The 19,803-nt window shown below is 65.8% G+C and carries 9 protein-coding genes; 6 read left to right on the top strand and 3 right to left on the bottom strand.

Annotated features, from left to right (window positions below):
• The first annotated feature begins 7 nt into the window (after positions 1-7).
• Positions 8-11,479 (top strand): WXG100-like domain-containing protein, encoded by an 11,472-nt coding sequence (locus LKE06_RS11070; RefSeq protein ID WP_227999451.1) that lies wholly within the window; start codon positions 8-10, stop codon positions 11,477-11,479.
• Positions 11,480-11,510: 31 nt separating this feature from the next.
• Complete coding sequence (locus tag LKE06_RS11075) at positions 11,511-12,062, top strand: hypothetical protein (protein WP_227998530.1); 552 nt, start codon at positions 11,511-11,513, stop codon at positions 12,060-12,062.
• 94 nt (positions 12,063-12,156) lie between these two features.
• Here the strand turns inward: LKE06_RS11075 and LKE06_RS11080 are convergent, their stop codons facing one another.
• Positions 12,157-13,152 carry an alpha/beta hydrolase gene (locus LKE06_RS11080; RefSeq protein ID WP_372477324.1) on the bottom strand — a complete coding sequence of 332 codons (996 nt, stop codon included), beginning with the start codon at positions 13,150-13,152 and terminating at the stop codon, positions 12,157-12,159.
• A 418-nt stretch (positions 13,153-13,570) separates the two neighbouring features.
• Here LKE06_RS11080 and LKE06_RS11085 point away from each other — a divergent pair, with 418 nt between their 5' ends.
• A complete protein-coding gene (locus tag LKE06_RS11085; protein ID WP_308188342.1) occupies positions 13,571-15,250 on the top strand; it encodes a hypothetical protein in 1,680 nt (559 codons plus the stop codon).
• Between the two features lie 25 nt (positions 15,251-15,275).
• Here the strand turns inward: LKE06_RS11085 and LKE06_RS11090 are convergent, their stop codons facing one another.
• Both LKE06_RS11090 and LKE06_RS11095 read right to left on the bottom strand, forming a co-directional pair.
• Positions 15,276-15,935 carry a response regulator transcription factor gene (locus LKE06_RS11090; protein ID WP_227998532.1) on the bottom strand — a complete coding sequence of 220 codons (660 nt, stop codon included), beginning with the start codon at positions 15,933-15,935 and terminating at the stop codon, positions 15,276-15,278.
• Positions 15,936-15,998: 63 nt separating this feature from the next.
• Complete coding sequence (locus LKE06_RS11095; protein WP_227998533.1) at positions 15,999-17,345, bottom strand: MFS transporter; 1,347 nt, start codon at positions 17,343-17,345, stop codon at positions 15,999-16,001.
• 245 nt (positions 17,346-17,590) lie between these two features.
• On the opposite strand from LKE06_RS11095, the gene LKE06_RS11100 reads away from it, so the two are divergent.
• From LKE06_RS11100 to LKE06_RS11110, 3 genes are read left to right on the top strand one after another with little or no spacing between them, the layout of a single operon-like run.
• The gene (locus tag LKE06_RS11100) at positions 17,591-18,880 is read left to right on the top strand and encodes a hypothetical protein (RefSeq protein ID WP_227998535.1); all 1,290 of its coding nucleotides are present in this window, start codon (positions 17,591-17,593) and stop codon (positions 18,878-18,880) included.
• A 26-nt stretch (positions 18,881-18,906) separates the two neighbouring features.
• A complete protein-coding gene (locus LKE06_RS11105) occupies positions 18,907-19,224 on the top strand; it encodes a hypothetical protein (protein ID WP_227998537.1) in 318 nt (105 codons plus the stop codon).
• A 37-nt stretch (positions 19,225-19,261) separates the two neighbouring features.
• Complete coding sequence (locus tag LKE06_RS11110) at positions 19,262-19,783, top strand: YbaB/EbfC family nucleoid-associated protein (protein WP_227998538.1); 522 nt, start codon at positions 19,262-19,264, stop codon at positions 19,781-19,783.
• Positions 19,784-19,803: the final 20 nt, after the last annotated feature.

A 19,803-nucleotide genomic window follows, 5' to 3' on the forward strand; every position in this document is an offset into this window, starting at 1 on the left:
ATTACGGATGGCTGAGCTACCCGGCTACCTGAAGTGGCTGGAATGGGTGGCTGGATCCGACTGGCCCGCAGGCGATCCCGACGGCATGTGGGGAATGTCGAAGGACTGGAGCGGCGCCGCCGAGGACCTGCGCGACATCGTCGGCGATATCAGGATCGCGAAGGTCGCGTCGATGGCCGCGTATCAGAGCGGCGACGGCATCGACAAGATCGTCGAGGAATTCGACGGGTACATCACGGGACCCAATTCCCTCGAGGCCCTTGCCGGGGATCTCGACAAGATGGCCGAGGCCGCGAACAGCGTCGGCACCGAGATCGAATACGGCCAGCTGATGATGATCACGTCGCTGGGGCTGCTGGCTGCCGAGATTACTATTGCCTGGATCTTTCCGCCGACCGCACCGGCGGAAGTCGCTGTGGCGACCATCGCTACCCGTGCGGCGATTCGCATTCTCGCCAAGCGGATCATGGACAAGATCGTCGAAATCGTCGCCAAGCTTCTCGGACGCAGGCTGGCTGAATTCCTGGTCAGGCATGTGGCCATCGACACCGTCCTCGGTACCGTCCAGGACCTCGGCATCCAGGGGTACCAGGTCGCCGCGGGACACCGTAAGGCGGTCGACTGGAATCAGGTCAAGGTCACGGCGATCAGTTCGGCCGTCGGTGCGGGAATTGCCAGTCCACTCGGCGAGAAGCTCGGCAAGGTGCTCGAGAACAAGATTCCGGGGATGAGTACCTGGTTGCGTGGCATGATCGTCGGTTCGGTGGCGGGCGGGGCGGGTGCCATGGGTGGATTCGGTGCCAGCATCGGCGTGCAGTTCTGGGACACCTGGCACGCCGACGGTGGTGGTTGGGACAAGGCCGTTGAAGGGCTCGAGAATACCGAGTTCGACCCGCGCATGCTCACGGCCGGCGTGACGAACGGCGCGATGTCGGGGGCCAATCGTGGTCTGGCAGACAGCTTCTATCAAAGCCGGCACCCGGAATGGTATCGGCCCTCGGGTAGTCCCGCCGACCCGGACAGTTTGGCCCGCACCGGTTTTCGTCCCGATGCCGTGGCGCCTGGCGTCGGTGACGGGAGCTCGGTCAATGGCAACGGGGCAGGTCTGCCGCATGGTGCGGGCGACGGGTCGGTGCGTGGTAGCGGTGCGACCGCTCATGGTGGTGGCGACGGGGCGGACGCACGCGGAAATTCGAATGGTGCTGGGGCAGGCGAGCATTCGACGAATGGACATGCTGGCGAGGATGGTTCGAGTAATGGGCGCGGCGGTGATGGGGTCGGGCGCAGTGGGGATGATGGATCGGCGGCTGGGCGCGCTGGTGACGCGGCTGGGCATGATGGGTCAGCGGGCGGGCGTGCGGGTGACGCCGCTGGGCATGGTGACAGCGGCGCGGGTACGGGCGAGCGTGCGGGTGACGCGGCCGGGAATGGCGCTGGTGATGGCGGGGCGAACGGTCGCGCGGGCGACGGCGCCGATGGGACCGGCGATGGGTCGTCGAACGGCCGGCAGGCTGTGGATGCGTCGCGGTCCGACCAGCCGGCAGTGCAGCAGAATTCGGCGCAGAACCATGATGATGGCACCGGTCATGGCGAGCGTGTGCCGGAGTCCGAGCGCACGACCGTAGCGGCGCAGGCGGGCCCGCCGCAAGCGCGTGCCGACGCGGTGTCCACGGGGAGCGATCAGAGTCCGGTGTCCAACGGTGCCACGACGCTGACGGGCGCGGACCATAGCCCGGTCTCGAGTGGTGGCGCCGACGGTGTTCGAGCACCCGGTGACACACCGCCACCACCTGTGGCATCGAATTCGGCTCCGGCTTCCGGACCGGCCCAAACCGGTGCCGAAGTACGCAATGGAGCCCAGCCCGGCCCCCGTGCTGGTACGCCAGGGGACGTCCGTCCCAACGCCGGAACCTCCGCCGAGGTAGCTCGCGGCGAACACGCTCGGCCACAGGCGGGTTCGGAGGCCGGACCCGGCGAGTCGAGAGCCGGAATACCGGAGAACCGGGCGGGCACACCGGATGGACACAATGGCGCGGACGCGCGCGCGTCGGCCGATCGCGCTCGCGCCGGCGACCCGCAGTTGGCCGGAATGCGACGCGGTGACAGCAGCGTCCATGCCGAAAATCACACGCGTGCAGTCGAACCCACAGTGCGCTCGCACGATGACACCGTGGACCGCTCGCCGGCATCTTCCGATGCTCCGATGATCGACCGCCCCAATGGGCAGCAAGTCGGTGAGCCCGCGATCGGCCGCGATCAGGCCGAAACAACGACCGTTCGAAGGGATTCCGCAGACCCCGAAACCTCCGAGCCGCCGCGCCCCGATCAGGACACCTCGCGCCCGTCGCGCAGCGCCGACGAGTCCGACGGCCGTGACCGCGCCGCTCAAACCGACGATGGATCCCAGCGGGAAGGAACCGGGCGCCGCGACAGCGGTGCCGACACCCGTGGCCGAGCCGGGGATCTCGGCGGCGGCACCCCGCAGGATCGAGGGCGGGGTGAAGACGGTGCTGATACGAATCAGGGCAGGCGCGTCGATGATGATGCTGAGCGGACCCAGCGACCCGACAGCGCAGTTCCCGAGCATCACGCTCCAGCCGTCGAGGTGGGCGGCGGCTCGAAGGAGCCACCGTCCGAGCCGCCCGCTCCGCCTGCCCCGGACGGTCCTGGCGAAGGTTCGGATCCGAATGCGCACCCCGACAGGGGGGCCGGTGAATTGCCGGTGATCGAGCCGACGGATATATCGATGTCGGCCGAGCAGCGTCGGCTTGTCATCGATGTGGCGGGTGAAGAGGTTCCACTGCATGTCGCGCGCGAGGGTGAAAACCAGTGGAAGGTCGTGCCGGACGAGCGCGGAACTCCCACTCGGCCAGACGATTCCGAGCCGCCCCAGCGTAGCCAGCTGCTGCGGCGGGCGTGGGAACGCGTTCGGGACAAGATGTACGTGCGTGGCTATGTGGGCGATTACCCCAAGTACCCATCGGGATCGGGGCAGGATCGCGAAGGTCAGAACGCGGCAGTCGAAGGGATCACACACGCACCGGACCTATTGGACCCCGCCGCGCATACACCGCCGACACCGCATGTGCCGACCCATCAGCCCGAGATCCGGCCCGCGCCGGAGGGCAAGGACGAGGGGCTGAACCTGGCCAGGATCCTGAAGGAGGGTGCGACGGTCTGGAAGAATCGCGAGCACCTCCCGATTGTGGGCAAGCTTTCGGGCCGTGTTCCGGACGTCGCAGGCGATTTCGTGGCTCCACGCACCGGCGAAGGCGAAGAATATCGCTTCTGGGTGAAGGACGCCAATCCGGATCTGGTGCGCCAGACGATCACCGAACTGTTGGACGTCGAGGCAATGCCGCGAGACGAAGCGAAGGCGGTACTCGAGGACGCGCTCGGCGTCGCCGACGCACAGCAGCGTGAGCGAATTCTCGATGACATGCAGCGCTTCGGTCTGATCACCGAAAACGAGGCCAGGGCGCTGGAAAACGAACACCAGCAGCGCGAAAACGAACAGGCACAACCGCATCCGGAGCCCGATGGCCCGCCACCCGAGGGTGAGACACTGACGGAAACCGCGCACCGTCTCGGTATCGAACTGACCGACGAAAGCCCGGAGGCGATCCGTCAGGCCCTCGACGAACACGAGTTCCGCACCCTGCGCGAGGCAGCCGCGATCGAGGGGCTCGCCGACGCGGCCAAGCGACTCGACGAGGAACAAACCCGCCCGTACGTCATGCGCGATATGGGCACCGGAGCGCCGGAGCTATCGGGTCGCGATGGGACGCCACCCCGAGTGGTCGAAGGGGCGGATGCCCACCGTCGCACCGATGATGATGATGACGACTACTACGACTCCGACGCTCGACCCACCCGGGACCCCGATCCGGCAGGTCGACCGGTTCCGATCCTCGACGGGGTCAGCATCTTCGACGACAACCCGATGGGCCGGTTCCTCCGGGAATTGGTCACCGCCTTTGGTGGCGACCCTGGGCTACTTAACTACACCCCGGTCGGCAACGGCGCCGATCCGCTGCGCGAATGGGGCGATATCGGGTCCGGTAGCGAACTCGGCCGCGACCAGGGTCCGCGTGCATTCTTCGAAAACGCGCTGCGGCGCGACCAGCTCCGTGACGAGGTATCCACCTGGGCGCAGATGTTCGGCCGTGGCATCGGCGACGTGAACACCCCCCACAAACTGGATACAACGTTGCGGCAACTGCGGGCTCAGAATGACGCTCGCGTGGCACGGGTCGCCGAATTCGCGGCGGCGGCCGAACCGCATCTGCGTACCGAGGCCGATAATCAGGAACCGGTCGGTGCGTCGCATGGTGATCAGGTCGCTCGGGTCCCGGCCGGCGAGGGGACGCCGGATCGGCTGCTGGTCATCGGTGGGCCGCTCGATCGAGCTGATGCGCTGGCCAGGGCGCTGGCCGACGATCCGGCATTGGCCGACGCGCTCAAACGCGGCGACGTCGAGATCGACTTTCGGGAAGTGCGGACGGACCGAAACGGCCATATCCATCTGGACCCGGTAGCCACACCGGAGGTCCACCACCATCGTGAAACGATCGATGGCCGGGACCTGACGGTGACCATGGTTCGCGAGGGGGAGGGCCCGTGGCGACCGGTACAGGCACCGGTCGAAGCGCCCACCGTCCACCCGGACGAGGCGGGTGCGCGGGGCGAAGGCGCGCCGCCACGGGCCCGTGCCGATGTGGTCCGGGATATCGTCGATCTGGCGCGGGAACTCAATCTCGGTCCGGCGGCGCTGCACCTGGATAAGGTGCTCTCGACGATCCGGAACCTGATGCTGGACAACGCGGTTCGCGCCGGTCAGGCCGAGGGATTGGCCGATTTCGCGCGCACGATGAACGATATCCAAACCTTCAACGACGTCAGTGCTGCCCGCAGCCGGCTCGCGGCCCGCCTCGGCCTTCCTGACTCGGAGGTGACGCCGCAGCGACTAGCGGACGCCCTGGCCGATGCGCCGCAGCGAAAAGCATTGCGCGAGCAGCAATTCAAAGACTTGGCCAAATATGCCAAGCAATTGCGTGATGTCGACCCGGCCGTGGTCAAGGCTGCCCGTGATCGGTTGGCGGTCGGTCTCGGTTTGGAAGATTCGAAGCCGCTGCAACCGTCGAAGATCAAGATCGATGACGTCGGGCGGGTGCGTCGCGGACTGGACGACAACGGCCTCGACCCGCGGAAACTACAGAAGGTGATCGCCGATCTGGAAGGCGAAGGCAAACAGCGGCAAGTCCTCGACGCGCTCGCCGAATACACGAAGTCGCTTATCGACATCGACCCCTATTCTGATGTACCGCACGGTGATCACTCCGCCGATCCGCGGGCCGCAGGTGAACCACCCGTGCACGAGGTCGAAGCCGTGCGCGCACTGCGCGAGATCGTTGCCGAGGCATTGCACGGCGACGACCCACTCGGCTTGGGGAAGGTGATCGCGGAGCACCCCGGCCGCGCCGGCGGCGACCTACAGGTCGACAACCGGCACGACAACCAGGCGCGACCGAACCCGCGGCGCGACTGGTCGCGGCTGGTCGGTGTCGATATCGCCGACGCCGACGATACGACGTTCCGTAAGGTCTACGAGGCCTACCGCGACGGAAATATCGAGAACCACGAGGGACTCACTCCCGCCCAGCTGACCGCTGAACTTGCCACCATCCGCGCCGAAATCCGGGCCAGGGCCGCGCAGATCAGAGCTCTCGCCGACCTCGTCAAAGAGCTCTACGGGACCCCGGAAGTACTGCTGGCCGGGCCGGACGCGCCGAAACTTGTTGCCCCGGTGGGCGGCACGGACAATGGTGAGCCGACACCGCCTGCCAAGCCATATGGGGCGGAATCGGTCCCACCACAACGAGATTCACCGGTCGCCGCCGGGCCGCCGCGCCAAGATTCCGTGAACTCAGAGGCCCAGCAACGCGGCAAGCCGGATTCTGAGACCTCACAACCAGCAGATTCCGAGCACAAGCAACCTCGTAAGCCGGAATCTGAACCCCGGCAGCCTGATTCGCCGGATGACGATCCGGCTGTGCCGTTGCGGCCGCCGCGCCCCGAGAGCGACGATGTGGCGACTGTGGAACTCCCCCGGCCGGAGTCGGAGGACGGGACGGGTGCTCCAGAGCAGGGGCGTCCGGGGCTGGACGCCGAGGCGGATGCTTTCGATCAGCGGATGCGTCAAGAGCATGCGGCCGCGCTGCGGCGTAATCAAGAGTGGTACGAGGAACAGATGCGTCGGCTCGGACTTGCGCCAGGAGCGGACGGCACCTTTTCGAGCCCTGAAGAAGTGGCACCACAACGAGATTCGGCACAATCACGGCCGGAAGAGACGGATTCACGCTCGGACTGGAAGCGGCGTATGGATGCCGAACAGGACGAGTGGACCGCGCGAATGCGGGCCGATCTCGACGAATGGGTCGCCCGAATGCGCGGTGGCAAGGCGGCGCAGGAGTTGGCGGGGGTGCGCCAGACCGTCGAGGACGGCTTGGATGTCATCCATCGGCAGACCCGCGAACAGCTCGATGCCCTGCGGCAGCTCAACGAAGACTTCTTCGCGGACTCGGCGCGACGGGCGGGCCTGGAAGACCTTGTCCTGGAGCCGGATAATGCCGATCCGAGGCCCGACGGACCGGATTTCGAGAACGCGAAGCGTCGGATCGATGAACTGGTTGCCGCGGCGTTGGCGGAGAATCGTCGCGCCCACGAGGCAGCCCTTCGAGCGCTGGACGAGTCGCAACAACCGACCCAACCACCGGTTCGCGACGTCGATCCGGATTCTGGTGCCGCGCACAATGATCCATTGCGCAACCTCGAGGAAACGAGAGGCGGAGCCGAGGCCGGTTTCGACGAGTCGCAGCGCCGGATCGAGCAATGGCACGCGGAAGCGTTGGCCGCGAACCAGCGTCGCTTCGAGCAACTACGCCGCTGGCTGGATGCCGATCAACCACCCGGCTGGCCCGACGACGAGAACGGCTCAGGTGCACCCCGCCCGGCACCGACCCCACCTGACCGCCCGGGCTCGAACGGCGAAGCGCGCCAAGAACCCGCCGCCGAACCGGTACCGGATAACGATGCGGGAGGGGGCAAACCTCCGCCCGAGGACCCGCCGGCGCCGCGTCCGGAGGAGCCAGGTGAGGCTGGGGATTCGGGTCGACGCGATCAGACTGCTAACCCAGAGGAGTCAGGTAGGTCTGAGGGACCAAGCGTATCGAAGCCACCCGGCTCGCGGGAATCCGATTCGGCGCAGCAGGATTCACGTCGTGACGATGGGGCGGTTGCGCCGGACGCGGATCCGCTGACTCCGGAGGCACGGGCCGAACTCGAGCGATTGCGGGTCGAGCGCGCCGATGCGGTTGCGGCGCGGGAAGAGTTGCGCGATATACGCAAGATCCGCGCTGAGCGACTGCCGGTCGATGTCGACACCGATCTCACGCCGGGCCGTCGCATGGAGGAAACGTTCGAGAACCTGCGTAATCAGACGATGCGCGTCGAGGATATGCGGCGCAGGCACGCGGAGATCGACGCACTCGAACGAACGGCCGAAGCCGTCAATGAGGCCGACGCGAAGGTGACGCGGCTCGATGACGCGATCGCGGCGATCGAACTGTCGGGCACGCCCGAGGCCGCGCACGCCGCGCTGGTCGGTGAGCGTGCGGCGCTGGTGTCGGAGCGGGAATTCTGGCGCGCCAAGCGCGATGATCGAGCCTCGCGCTTCGGTGTTCGCGATCCGGATCGCGCACTGAGCCACGACAATCTGGAGCCGACGCTGCAACGCCTCAGCGGCGAGATCGTCGGCACCAGAGAGGTTCCCGGTACCGGCGACGAAGCACCGAGACAAACAGCGGAACTGGTCGGATCGACCGAACGCGCGCAGCGTGAAGCACAGATCTTCAAACTTCAGGACGCCGCAGAGCAGTTCAATGAAGCGGATCTGGCTCTCGCCGAACATGATCGGCGCATTGCCGCGCTCGAGGACGCGAACGTCGGCACGCATCAACCACTGTCGGATTCGGTGCGTGCCGAGCTCGAACGTCTCGGCCGTGAACGCGCCGCCGAGGTGTTGGCCGTAAAGCCTTGGCGGGCAATGCGAGACGATCTGGCCAGGCGACTTCGAGTGGACACCGACGAGCTCGACCACGCCGGAATAGACGAGACTCTCGAGAAGGCCGCGAACCGCACTGTGCGCGCCGATGAGGTCCCCGAGCGTGGGCGGCAATTGAAGCTGCTGCGTGAGGCCGCGGAACATGTCAACCAGGCGGAAAACAGGATCGCCCGAATCCAGGACCGGATGGCCGAATTGGCCGGTGCCGGTCACGATCTGATCGACGGGGCGGGAGCCCGGCGGATCACCGATCGGGTCGGTCTCATCGACGGCGAGAACTCGGTGATCATTGTCGTGGCGCCACGGGGGACGCTGGAACATCCCCGTGCGGGCCACGACGCGGCGCTCACCGATGCACTACAGCGCAGTTCCGCAGTGGCACAGGCGATCACGAGGCCGGGGACGCGGGTCGAGTTCCATGAGATCGTTGCCGAACGCGACGTACCGGTGCGGACCAAGGAAATCGATCCGCCGCAGGTGCGTCAGCACCGGACTTCGATCGGACGCGCCGGCATGCGACGCATCGATTCGACGCTGTGGCAGGACGGTGCGGGCAAATGGCACCCGGTTGATCCGACCAGGCCGGACTGGTCGACCAATCGCAATGGTCCGAGGGTGCCGGGCGAGTTCAAGCCCCGGGATCTGCCGGAGGGTGTCAGCGGTTGGGCCAGCGATCCGTTCCAGGCATCGGTCGTCGATCCGTTCTTCGACCATCCGGCCGGAGCGCTCGACGAGGCGCTGCTACCTCGTGTCCCGGGCGGTGCCCCGGCTGATCCCGGCATCCCCACCTACGAAGGGCCGATGCCGGGTGTCTTCTACAACACGATGCGACTCATCCTGGAGTCGGCGAAACTGTCCGGGTTCACCTGGTTCGGTGACAGCGACCATCCGGGACGAATCCGGCCGAGGTTCAAGGGGCACCCGTGGTCCCGGGCGCGGCGCACTGACGTGCAGCCGATGGCGCGCGAATGGTCGCCGCAGGATCGGGTGCCCGACCGGGGCGAGTTGTCCGACCAGTTCAAACAGCGTCAAGCCGACGACCGGGCGGACTGGGCGCGGGTGCAGGAGTGGGCCGACACGCAGTACCAGCACCATCGTGCCGGCGACGCTGATATCGCCGCCATCGCCGATAAACTCGCCGCGAATCCGGCTTCGGGCGGCGCGGCCCGCGCGGTGCGTGCGGCCGAACTCGTCGATCGGATCGCTCGCCGAATCGGCAATGGCGGCGACCTCGATCGGATCATCGACGAACTGACCGGCGGCCTGCGCGACGAAAAGCCGGGCGACGCGGCACGTTTGGCCGACCATGTCCGAGACGAGCTGGGACGCGTCGACCTCGACCGGCCCGAACTCGTGCGCGAGGTGGCCGACCGGCTGGACAACGCCGTTCCCGGGTTCACCCGCGCGGAGATCGAACAAATCAAGAACCACCTCATGCGGGATCGGCATCTGGTGAACGGCACCGACGGTGTAATTCGGCGGCGCCCGCTCGATGCGGTCGCCGATGTCGCCGAAGCCTGGCATCGCCTCATCGAGGGGGACCCGCTCCCGCAAGACATCCTGCTACTACAGGATGCCCTCGCCGAATTGAACTTCCTGCGCGACAACCCGATTGCCACCTGGCGTGACGCAAACCAGCACGCCATCCGACTCGGCTTCGACTGGAACACCGACCGGCCACCCCTGACCGGATGGCGCGCCGGCGTCAAGTACGCCCCACCGGCCATCGTTCGCGAAAGCCCGCTACCGCCCCGCCGCGACCCCAGCACGCGCCCTGATGCCCCGAACCCGCCATCCAGCAATCGTCGACTGCCCACCGGACAAGACCCGAATGCTGAAGCCGACAAGCTACTCTCGCATCCGGATGGCGAGAGCCCGAATGCCGAGCAGCGGCGACCCGAGTCACCGGATGATATGGCGACAAAGCTGGTGGGTAGGCCGGAGGGTGCCGACGAGCCGACGGTTGAGGTGCCGCCGCGTTCGGATGACGGTGGCACGAATACCGGTACAGATGGGGCGAACTCGGGTCGAGTCGCAGGTCAGCGGCCGGGCGGTGCGGCACGGCCTGATAATGACGGCGGCCAGGAGCCACCTGAGACGCCGACGAACCTCGGCGACGACCACCAACGTGCCGAATTGCCTGGTCCGTCGCTACGCTCGCACATCCCACATATTCCCAGGGACTACGACTTCGACCTGCCCGACCCGATCCGCATGGATCCGCATGGTCCCCTGCCGCAGCCGCAGCCGCAGCAGCCTCCGACACCCCCGCAGCCCCTGAGACCGCCGGCAACTCCGCCGGAGCCCCCGGTTCCGCCAACACCACCACCGAACCCTCCGGCTCCGCCATGTCCGCCGATCCCGCATCCACCGGTGCCGCATCCGCCGAACCCGCAGTTGCCGGAGCCGCCGGTTCCCCCGACACTGCCGAGGCCTCCGGAGTTGCCGCATTTCCCATTTTTGCCCGATATTCCACGGTTACCGGCGGCCCCTGTGCTGCCGGAGTTTCCGGCTCCGCCGTCGGGTTCGTGGCCATCGGTGCCGCCGACGCTGCCCGGGGCGCCGGGGTTGCCTGATGTGCCGTTGCCACCGGAGCGCCCGTGGGCACCGGGTGTGATGCGGCCTGCGCTGCCGGAGGTTCCGTTGTCACCGTCTGACCCGGGAGCAGCGGCGCAGTACCCGCCCCCGTCGGCCGGTTCGCGCGCGGACACACCGGTGCCGCCTGCTGAAGCGCCGGTGTCGCCGCGCTATCCCGAGTCGCCGGACAGGCATGACGCACAGCGACCGCGATGGTCGGGGTATTCGCAGCCCAGCAATCCGCAATCCAGCTGGCCTGCGACGGATTCGACAAGCTCGGGCGCGCCGGGACAGGGGCCCCCGCCTATCGGCGGGAATCCGGCGCCGAGCAATGGCGGCCGAGGCAATGGCCGTCGTACCAATCATTCCGAAAACGGCAGCGGCAATAGCATTTTCGTGCGCCCATTCACCGGCTTCGGGGTGCTGGCCAACTTCGATCCGGCCACCGGCGCACTGCGCGCCATCCCAGCCGACACCGGACCGCTAGGTGGCATCTACGGTGACCTGGGCGAACTCCCGGTGGTGTTCTACCGAGACAGCGCTGGGCTTGCCCTACGCATCGGTGACCGGTCCATCGACCTCGACGGCCCGGTCACCGTCGAGTGGACCCCGGCCGAGCACCGCTACACCCTTTTCACCATCACGGTCGCGGGCACCGCCGCCGCCCAATTGACCTACCGCTCACTCCCACCCGAAATGGATCTCGGCCTGTTGATCCGCGATGTCCTAGCCGACCCGACCCGCCGCACCGGCATTTTCACCGCTAGCCACCCCGGGTAATGTACCCGCATATCAAATGGGGAGGTCAACAGTGAATTCTCAATACCGCTACGACGATGGCGCACAGGGCAACCCCCGGGCCGGTTATCCGCAATCCGCTCAGCGAAGTCTGAACGGGAATCCACCACCCAGCAGGGTCACTGCCATCGCTGCCGGGGTCTTGGCAGCCATTGCCGGTGTACTTGCCATCGCCGGAACCATCATCTCGATAGCTATCGTCGCCGACGTCAGCAATGACGAGCACGTCGCCAGCGATCTCCCCGATCTCAGTGGAGTGCTCATCGTGTTGTTCGCCTTGTTCGCCGTGCTGGCGGGGACTGCGGGGCTGATGTATCTCCTTGGCGCACTATTGCTTTTCGCGCGCAAGACCGCAGGCCGGGTCCTCGTGATCATCGCGTCGGTACTCGGAGTGGCCGGCAGTTTCGTTGGCTTCGGACAAGATCCGAATATCGGTAGAATCGCTGTGCTGGCGTTCTGTGTGGTGACTCTCGTGCTCGCCGCTGTTCCGTCGACCGGTCGATGGATCGCGGCAGGCAAGCACCCGCCGCATCAGCAGGCGGGCAGTTACCTGCCGCACCCGTAGCGCCGATACACGCGGGACGGCGTCGTCATTCTTCGTCGAAGCCCCTCGAGAAGCAATGGCCAGGCCGAAACCTTTGGGTGTTGAATAAATCTCGTCAGCGTGCGCCGAGCGCATCGAGAATCATCGGACGCGCCGTCGCGAGCGCTTGCTGCCAGTAGGGCCAGGTGTGCGTTCCGTTGCCGATATCGACCCGGGCGGCAATCCCCAACGCCGCGATTCGATCACGGAAAATTTGGGTGGCGACCACCGTCATCGCCTCCAGACCCATGGCGTTCACCGTGTTGCCGATTCCGTTCGGCAGATCGAGTGGACCTGGCACGCCATTTCCCGTCGAGACGTACATCGGCAGCCCGCGCAGCAATTCCGCCTCCACAGTGGCGTCATTGCGGCTCCAGGCGGGATCTCCGGCCGGGCCCCACATGTCGTCGACATTGAAATTGCCCTCGTCGCGCATAGCGGCGCGCATCGCTTCGTTCCAGAGCGGATACGTCGGATTCACGAACCCGGAAAAGGACCCGGCGAACTTGAACTGGTCGCGGTGATAGGCGGCCAGTGTCAGGGCGGCGTTCCCGCCCATGGATGCCCCGGCGATGGCGTTGTTGGTTCGCGAAACGCCATACCGTTCCAGGAAGGCAGGCAACTCCTGGGTGAGGAAGGTTTCCCATTTGTACGTGGTCGCTTGATGATTGGTGCTACTCGGCCGATACCAGTCGGTGTAGAAACTCGAGCGCCCGCCGACCGGGAACACCAATGTGACGTTGTCGCCCGCGAATTGGCGCAACGCGTCCGTATCGGTTGTCCACTGACTGTGATCACTTGGTGCGCGAAGACCGTCGAGCACATAGAGCGCCGAACTCCCACCACGAGCCGCCCACTGCACCTGGACCTTTATCGGCCCCATGCTGGAGGGCACGAAGAGTTCCTCGTAACCGCCTACCCGCGTGCGCAATACCGGCGCGTTGATCGGTGCGGCGGTAGCAATCGCCGAACCGATCGTCGACACCAGCACAGCTGCTGCGATGACGGCACCGGTCTTCCTCAGCCAACCACGAATTCCGCGCTTGTCCCAAGATCGCGCCGCCGCACCCACCCACATACCTCCTGCATTCTTGCCCGGTCAGTAACCGAGGCCCGAATGCGGCTGTCGCTCGGGCTGACTCGCCCGCTATGAGAATGCGTCCCACCGCGCTCGGGATCGGAATAATCATCATAGACTTGTCAGCAACTCAGCGGCCTACGACGATTCAACAGTCGCGTTCGACGTCGTCGACCGGGCGTGGGGCGGCGTCCCGGCCGATTCGGGGACCTCAGTCCCTTGGTGCGGTCGCACCTATCGCACCCACACTTGTGTCAAGGATCAGTACCTGTCGTTGGTGGGATCGACGCCCGACGTGCGCGGCGTTGTTGTGCCAGGATGGGGGCGGCAGTACAGCTTGGGCGCAGTGGCGTCGGCCTTGCGGTGTTGGTCGATTGTTGCGGTGCGGGGAGATGAGGGAGATTGCGGCGACGTGACCACATCAGGCGGGGACGTACCCGATGACGAGTCGGCTTCGGATCACGAGCAATCCGGTGGAGCCTCGGGCGCGCAAGGTTCCGAGGAGCGGGCTGGAGCTGTGAAGTCGTCCGGTCAGGCGGGCGACGATGTACCACCCGCACAGGAATCCGGCTCATCCGACCCTGCCGCCGACGATCCCGACGCCGCCTTCCTCGCCGAGTTCATGAAGTCCTTCGACGACCAGGAAGACGCGCCAGACGTCGGCTTCTCGCTGGAGGAAGCGACCCCACCGGCCGACCCCACTGAGCAGGCCAAGCAGCTCAGCCACCAGATCGCCCGTGCGCTGGCCGCATTGGGGCCGCAGGGGTGGCGGCAACTGGAGGCGGTGTTCGTGATGTCAACGAGTGCGGAGCTGGCGCAGGTGTTCTACGCCGATGATCAGCAGCGTCTGGCACGCGTGCAGCCGACCGACGAGGTGATCGGGTTGGTTCGCGAGCACCGGCATGTTTCGGCTCAGCTCGGTGACGGTCCGTGGTGGCGATTGCTGCTCACGTTGGCGAGTACCGGTGAGATCGAGGTCGATTACGACTACGGCGACGAGCCGTTTCCGGATGACCAACTGTTCCCGCCGGAGGTGTACCTCGCGGATCTGGAGGTCTACCCGCATAGTTCGCTGCCGGTGTGGCTGGCGGCATATGTCGGACACGGGGATCGGCAGTCGCGCCCGGCGCACATCGCGGCCGAGCAGTCGCGTGCGGACCGGGAGGCTGGGGTGCGAGGTCTGCGCTCGGAGCGGGATTTTCCGGCCTTTCCGATCATGTCGGCTCGCTGGGCGGTGATCGCGGCTGCCTTCGTCGCTGCCGGATCTCAGTGGGGCCCAAGGGTTTTGCCCGCGTTGAACTTTTTCGAGGGTGCCAAGCGCAGCGGATCGACGTTGTACGCGCTGCCCGGCGGCCGGGCCGTGCTCTCGGGCGGTGTCTGGAACGCACCCGAACTGGATGCCGCGTATAACAGGGCCGCGCCGCTGCCGCGGGTGTACTCGGGCGCGCCCGAGTGGGTGGCGAATCCGGTGCTGAATCCCCGTGCCGCCAATGGGCTCCTGTCGTTTTGCTACTGGTGGGAGGCGGGTAACTGGTATCGAGGTGAGTCGCCGGAATCCGAGCATCTCAGCGCCGCCGTGCCGGGGATCTGGAGCTCCGAGACGGTGGTCGACGTGGTGTCGGGTCTGCTTGCCGAGAACCCGACCGAGCAGCAGCGCGCGTCGGTGGCCACGCTGGTGTCGGCGGCGGAGGCCGGCGTCACGACCCGTGAAACTCTGGTCGGCGTCTTCGGCGACGAGGGGAAATTCGATATCGACAGTGCCCTGTACCAACTCATGCTCGCCGGGGTAACCACGACGGTGCCGCAACAGTTGTCGCGGGCCGAGGCGATCGCCAGGGTCCGGCAGTTCATCCTCGACCAGGACCTGGACACTACCGGCTACCCATTGGACAAACTGCGCGCTGACCGGATCAGCGTCGGCTGGATGGTGTACGTGCCGACCGAGCCCGGTGAGATCTCGATTGGCCGCGCGATCTTCTACATCGCCGATGACGGTGTGCTGGAACAGTCTTCGTCATCGGTGGCCCCCTCGGTCTACGCCGTCGAATTCGAGCAACGCTTCCAGCAGCGCCACGGCTCGGTGCCGAACTGATCGGCAGGCGCAGCGTCGGCGTGGCTCAGATTCCCCACCGGTAGCCCAATCCTCGGATGGTGGTGATCAATCCCGGGCGGTCGAGTTTCGACCGCAACCCCGCCATGTGAACGTCAAGGGCCCGCGATACCGACTTGGACGAGTCACCCCAAATCCGGTCCATCAACACCTGGCGGCTCACCGCCGAACCAGGGCGTTCCACCAGTATGCGAACCAGCTCGAACTCCTTGTGGGTCAGCATGATCGCGGCACCGGCCACCACCACCTGCCGCGCCACCAGATCGACCAGAACATCCCCGGTTTCCACCGCTTCCTGCGGTGGAATCGTGGGGATCATGCTGCGGCGAGTGACCGTTTCCAGCCGCGCCACCAACTCGGCGATCCGTGGCGGCTTCACCAGGTAGTCGTCGGCGCCGCTGCGTAGCGCCTCCACGATGGAGCGTTCGCCGCCGCGCGCGGTCAGGATCAGCACCGGCACCGAGCTGACCCGGCGCAACCTGCGCAGTACCTCGATGCCGTCCATATCCGGTAGCCCGAGGTCGAGAATCACCACGTCGTAGTCGCGATAAGAGTTGAGTAATTCGGCACCGCGTCGCTTGCGATCGACGCGGTAGCCACGCATGGTGAGCACTGTTTCCAGTGCGTCGCCCATGCCCTCGTCATCTTCGACCACAGCAAGCCGCACGCGCCGATCGTCGCAAATCGAACGTTCGGCGCGCAGCGGTTTCCTCGAGGCCGTGAACTCGAATCAAATAGCGGGAACCTCGGTCGCGGTGCCGGTCTTGGTGGCGGCGGTGGCTTCGGTGTCGATGCGTGAACTGGTCGACGTCTCACGCATGAAGTAGTAGATGGCCAGCGAGATGGCGATACACAGCGCGACGTAGTAGAAGAACACCGATTCGTGGCCTGCCTTCTTCAGTGCAAGTCCGAGCGATTCGGCGGTGCCGCCGAATACCGAGACGGTCAGCGCGTACGGCAGGCCGACGCCGAGGGCCCGGATTTTGGTCGGGAACAGTTCGGCCTTCACGATCGCGTTGATCGAGGTGTAACCGGTGATGATCACCAGCGCGATCATCATCAGACCCCACGCCGCCGCCGGGTTGGTGGTGTGCGCGAGCACCGTCATGATCGGCACGGTCAGCAGTGTGCCCGAGATGCCGAAGAACAGCAGTAGCTTCCGACGGCCGATCCGGTCCGACAGCGCCCCCGCCAGCGGCTGGATCACCACAAACGCAAGTAGCGCAAGGAAATTGATCCAGGTCACCGTGTCCTTGGGGATATGCGAGGTATTGATCATGAACTTCTGCATATAGGTGGTGTAGGTGTAGAACGCGACGGTGCCACCGAGGGTCAGCCCGCACACGATCAAGCATTCACGCGGATACTGCAACAACACTCGCAGCGAACCGCGAGCCTCGGGCGTCCCGCTCGCCGACGCCTCGGCCTCGAAGGATGACGATTCGTCCATATTGCGCCGCAGCCACATGATCGCAACGGCGCCGAACGCGCCGATGATGAACGGAATGCGCCAGCCCCAATCGCTCATCTGTTCCGACGAGAGATAGTGCTGCAATACGATCTGCACACCGAGCGCGACCAGCTGACCGGCAACCAGTGTCACGTATTGGAAGCTGGAGTAGAACCCTCGCTTGCCCGGTGAGGCCACCTCGGACAGATACGTTGCGCTGGTGGCATATTCGGCGCCGAGCGACAGGCCTTGCAACAGGCGAGCCAAGAGCAGGATCAGCGGCGCGGCCAGTCCGATCGTCTGGTAGCCGGGGGTGACCGCGATAATCAGCGAACCCGCGGCCATCACCGTCACCGAAAGGGTAAGGGCGGCACGGCGGCCCGCCTTGTCGGCGTAGCGGCCCAGCAGCCAGCCACCGATCGGCCGCATCAAAAAGCCGAGTGCGAAGACCATCGAGGACTGCAGCAGTTGCGCGGTGGAATCACCGGACGGGAAGAATGTTTTCGCGAAATACACGCTGAACGCCGCGTAGACGTACCAGTCGTACCACTCGATCAGATTGCCGAGTGATCCGCGCATCACGTTGGCGATGACTCTGCGCTCGCCAGCGTGCTGTGTCGTAGTCATGTCACATCTCCTTCTGCCGCCACACCTGCCGACATCAGACCACCGTGATGCCCATCACAAGACATGGCCAGTGTTCCGGCCGATTTCTAACCGTCCCTTAGGAAAGATCCGTACGCTCTGAACAGCCCGAACAGGCTGGATCGAATTCTTAACAGTCCCTTGAGCTTCTCGATGCTGGGAGCGGGATGGGGATCTGCGACAGCGTGTCACTATCGAAAGCGCAAGCAACGGAACGGAAACATGCGATGAGCGTCGGGAAAATCGGATACGCCGATGGCGTGAACGAACTCGCGGCGGCAACGGCCGGGCAACATGCCGGGGCGTTGGAGGATCGCATCGTTGCCGGGATCGCCGCGCTGGGTCCATCTGGTCGTCGACAGTTGGAGGCGAAGTTCGCGCTGACGGTGACCGCGACCTCGGCGCGGGTCGTGTGCACGTATTCGAACCGGGAGACTCGAATCACCGTGCCCGCGGCGGTGCTGGCATTGGTCCGGGAGCATCGCACGGTGGTTTCCCGGACCAGTGCCGGCCCCTGGTGGCGGCTGGTGGTCCGGTTGACTCTGTCCGGTGGCGCGTCCGTCGATGCCGCGCGGATCGAATACGACTACGGCGACGAACCGTTTCCAGGCGACCAACTTTTCCGGCCCGAGGTATATCGCGCGGATATCGCGGCCCATCCCCGTGCTCGGCTACCGGTGTGGCTCGCGGCCTATATCGGTCACGGCGGCAGGCAATCTCGCCGTCCGCGCCGGGCGGCCGCCGCCGTCCGCGACGATCTCGCACACGGGATCCGGCCGCGACACGTTGATGCCGAATTTCCGTTGTTCCCGCAGTTGTGGGCACGCTGGGCGACATTGTCGGCCGCCTATCTCGCGGCCGGTTCCGATCGAGGCCCGCGTGTGGTCCCCTCGACCGGCTCATTCGAAAGCGCGAGGAACGGCAGCAGTGGTTCCACCCTCTATGTCCTGCCGGGCGGTCGAGCCGTGTTGTCGGGTGGCGTCTGGAACGCGCCCGCACTCAACGCCGCCTACAACGGCGGCATCGATCTGCCGAATCTGTATGCGGGCGCGCCGGATTGGGTGACGAACGCGGTTTTGAACCCACGCGCCGCCGTCGGCCTGTTGTCGTTCTGCTTCTGGTGGGATGGCGTTCGCTGGTATCGCGGTGAATCGCCCAGTGTGCAGGAGTGCGGTGCCGCGCTGCCCGCGGTATGGACGACCGACGCCGTACTCGAGACGATCGCCGGGTTGCTGCCCAAGCACCACGGCGTCGAGCAGCGGCCCGCAGCGGCCCGGCTGCTGGCCGCCGCCGAGCGAGGTGTGGTGACCCGCGAGCTCGTTGCGAAGGCTCTCGGCGCCGCAGTTGAGCTGGATGGCGCACTGCGCCAACTGATTGCGGCCGATTCGACCCCCCCGCGGCCGGAGCGCGTTGCCGGTGTTCTCGGTGCCAGGCGGGCCGAATCGAGTGCGAAGGGCCCGCCAGGCTTTCGTCTTATCGACGGCAGTTACCCGCACGACCACCGAATTGTGCTGTAGCCGAACGGTTTACCAGGAGGTTTGAGATGTCCGACAACATGAAGGTGACATCCAAGGGGCTGCGTACCACCGCCGGGCACCTGGATGACATGGCCGATAAGTTCGCGACGGTCCGGGACCGGCTGGTGGCGTCGAATACCGAACACTGGGGTAAATGGGGCACCGACGATTTCGGCAAAACGTTCGAAGGCGATAAGGGCTACATACCTTCGCATGAGAATCTCATGGACAATCTGAACGGAAAAATCGACCTGCTGCAAAACTATTCGGACGGCCTCAATGAAAGCGCCGACGAGCTCGACCGTGCCGAACTCGCCAATTACGAGGATCTCGAGGGAATCTGACGGCGGCGTTGCGGACTGCGGGTGAGGAGAATATCCGATGGTCGATGATCTTACGAGGGCGCATTTCGCCGATCTGATGGAAGATCTGAAGGCGAGCGTCGAGGCCGTCGCGCGCGCACAACGCGAGCATGCTCAGCTCACCGCGACGGCCACCGCGGCGGGCAAGCGGGTCACCGTGGTGGTGAACGCCAATGGCGATGTGATCCAGACTCGATTCTCGTCTGATATCGAGGAGCTGACCTACCCCGAGATCGCCGCCGCGATGACCAAGGCCGCGCAGGACGCCGCTGCTCAAATGCGGCGCCGGACCCGCGAAATGATCGCGGGATTGAAGAAGGACCAGGCACGGCTGCCGAAGCTATCGGAATTTCTGCCGGGCATCCCCGACCTGGCGGACCTGGTTCCGGCCGCGCCGGAGGTTTCGCTCGCGCCGCCGGGGGCGCGTGAAGGCGCGCAGGTGGCGGGCAAGGCGGACGGCGCTATGGAATTCACCGATGTCGTCGGGCTCGGCCGTAAGCATTCCGGATCGGGACCGAACGTCGCCGATGGCGGTTGGTGAATCCGCGCCGCGACATAGGG

The sequence above is a fragment of the Nocardia australiensis genome, assembly GCF_020733705.1.
In the GTDB taxonomy this organism is placed as follows: Bacteria; Actinomycetota; Actinomycetes; order Mycobacteriales; family Mycobacteriaceae; genus Nocardia; species Nocardia australiensis.

Coding starts and splice junctions, on each gene's coding strand:
- LKE06_RS11105 (WP_227998537.1), top strand. CDS start 18,907: ATGTCCGACAACATGAAGGTGACATCCAAGGGGCTGCGTACCACCGCC.
- LKE06_RS11110 (WP_227998538.1), top strand. CDS start 19,262: ATGGTCGATGATCTTACGAGGGCGCATTTCGCCGATCTGATGGAAGAT.
- LKE06_RS11100 (WP_227998535.1), top strand. CDS start 17,591: ATGAGCGTCGGGAAAATCGGATACGCCGATGGCGTGAACGAACTCGCG.
- LKE06_RS11095 (WP_227998533.1), bottom strand. CDS start 17,345: ATGACTACGACACAGCACGCTGGCGAGCGCAGAGTCATCGCCAACGTG.
- LKE06_RS11070 (WP_227999451.1), top strand. CDS start 8: ATGGCTGAGCTACCCGGCTACCTGAAGTGGCTGGAATGGGTGGCTGGA.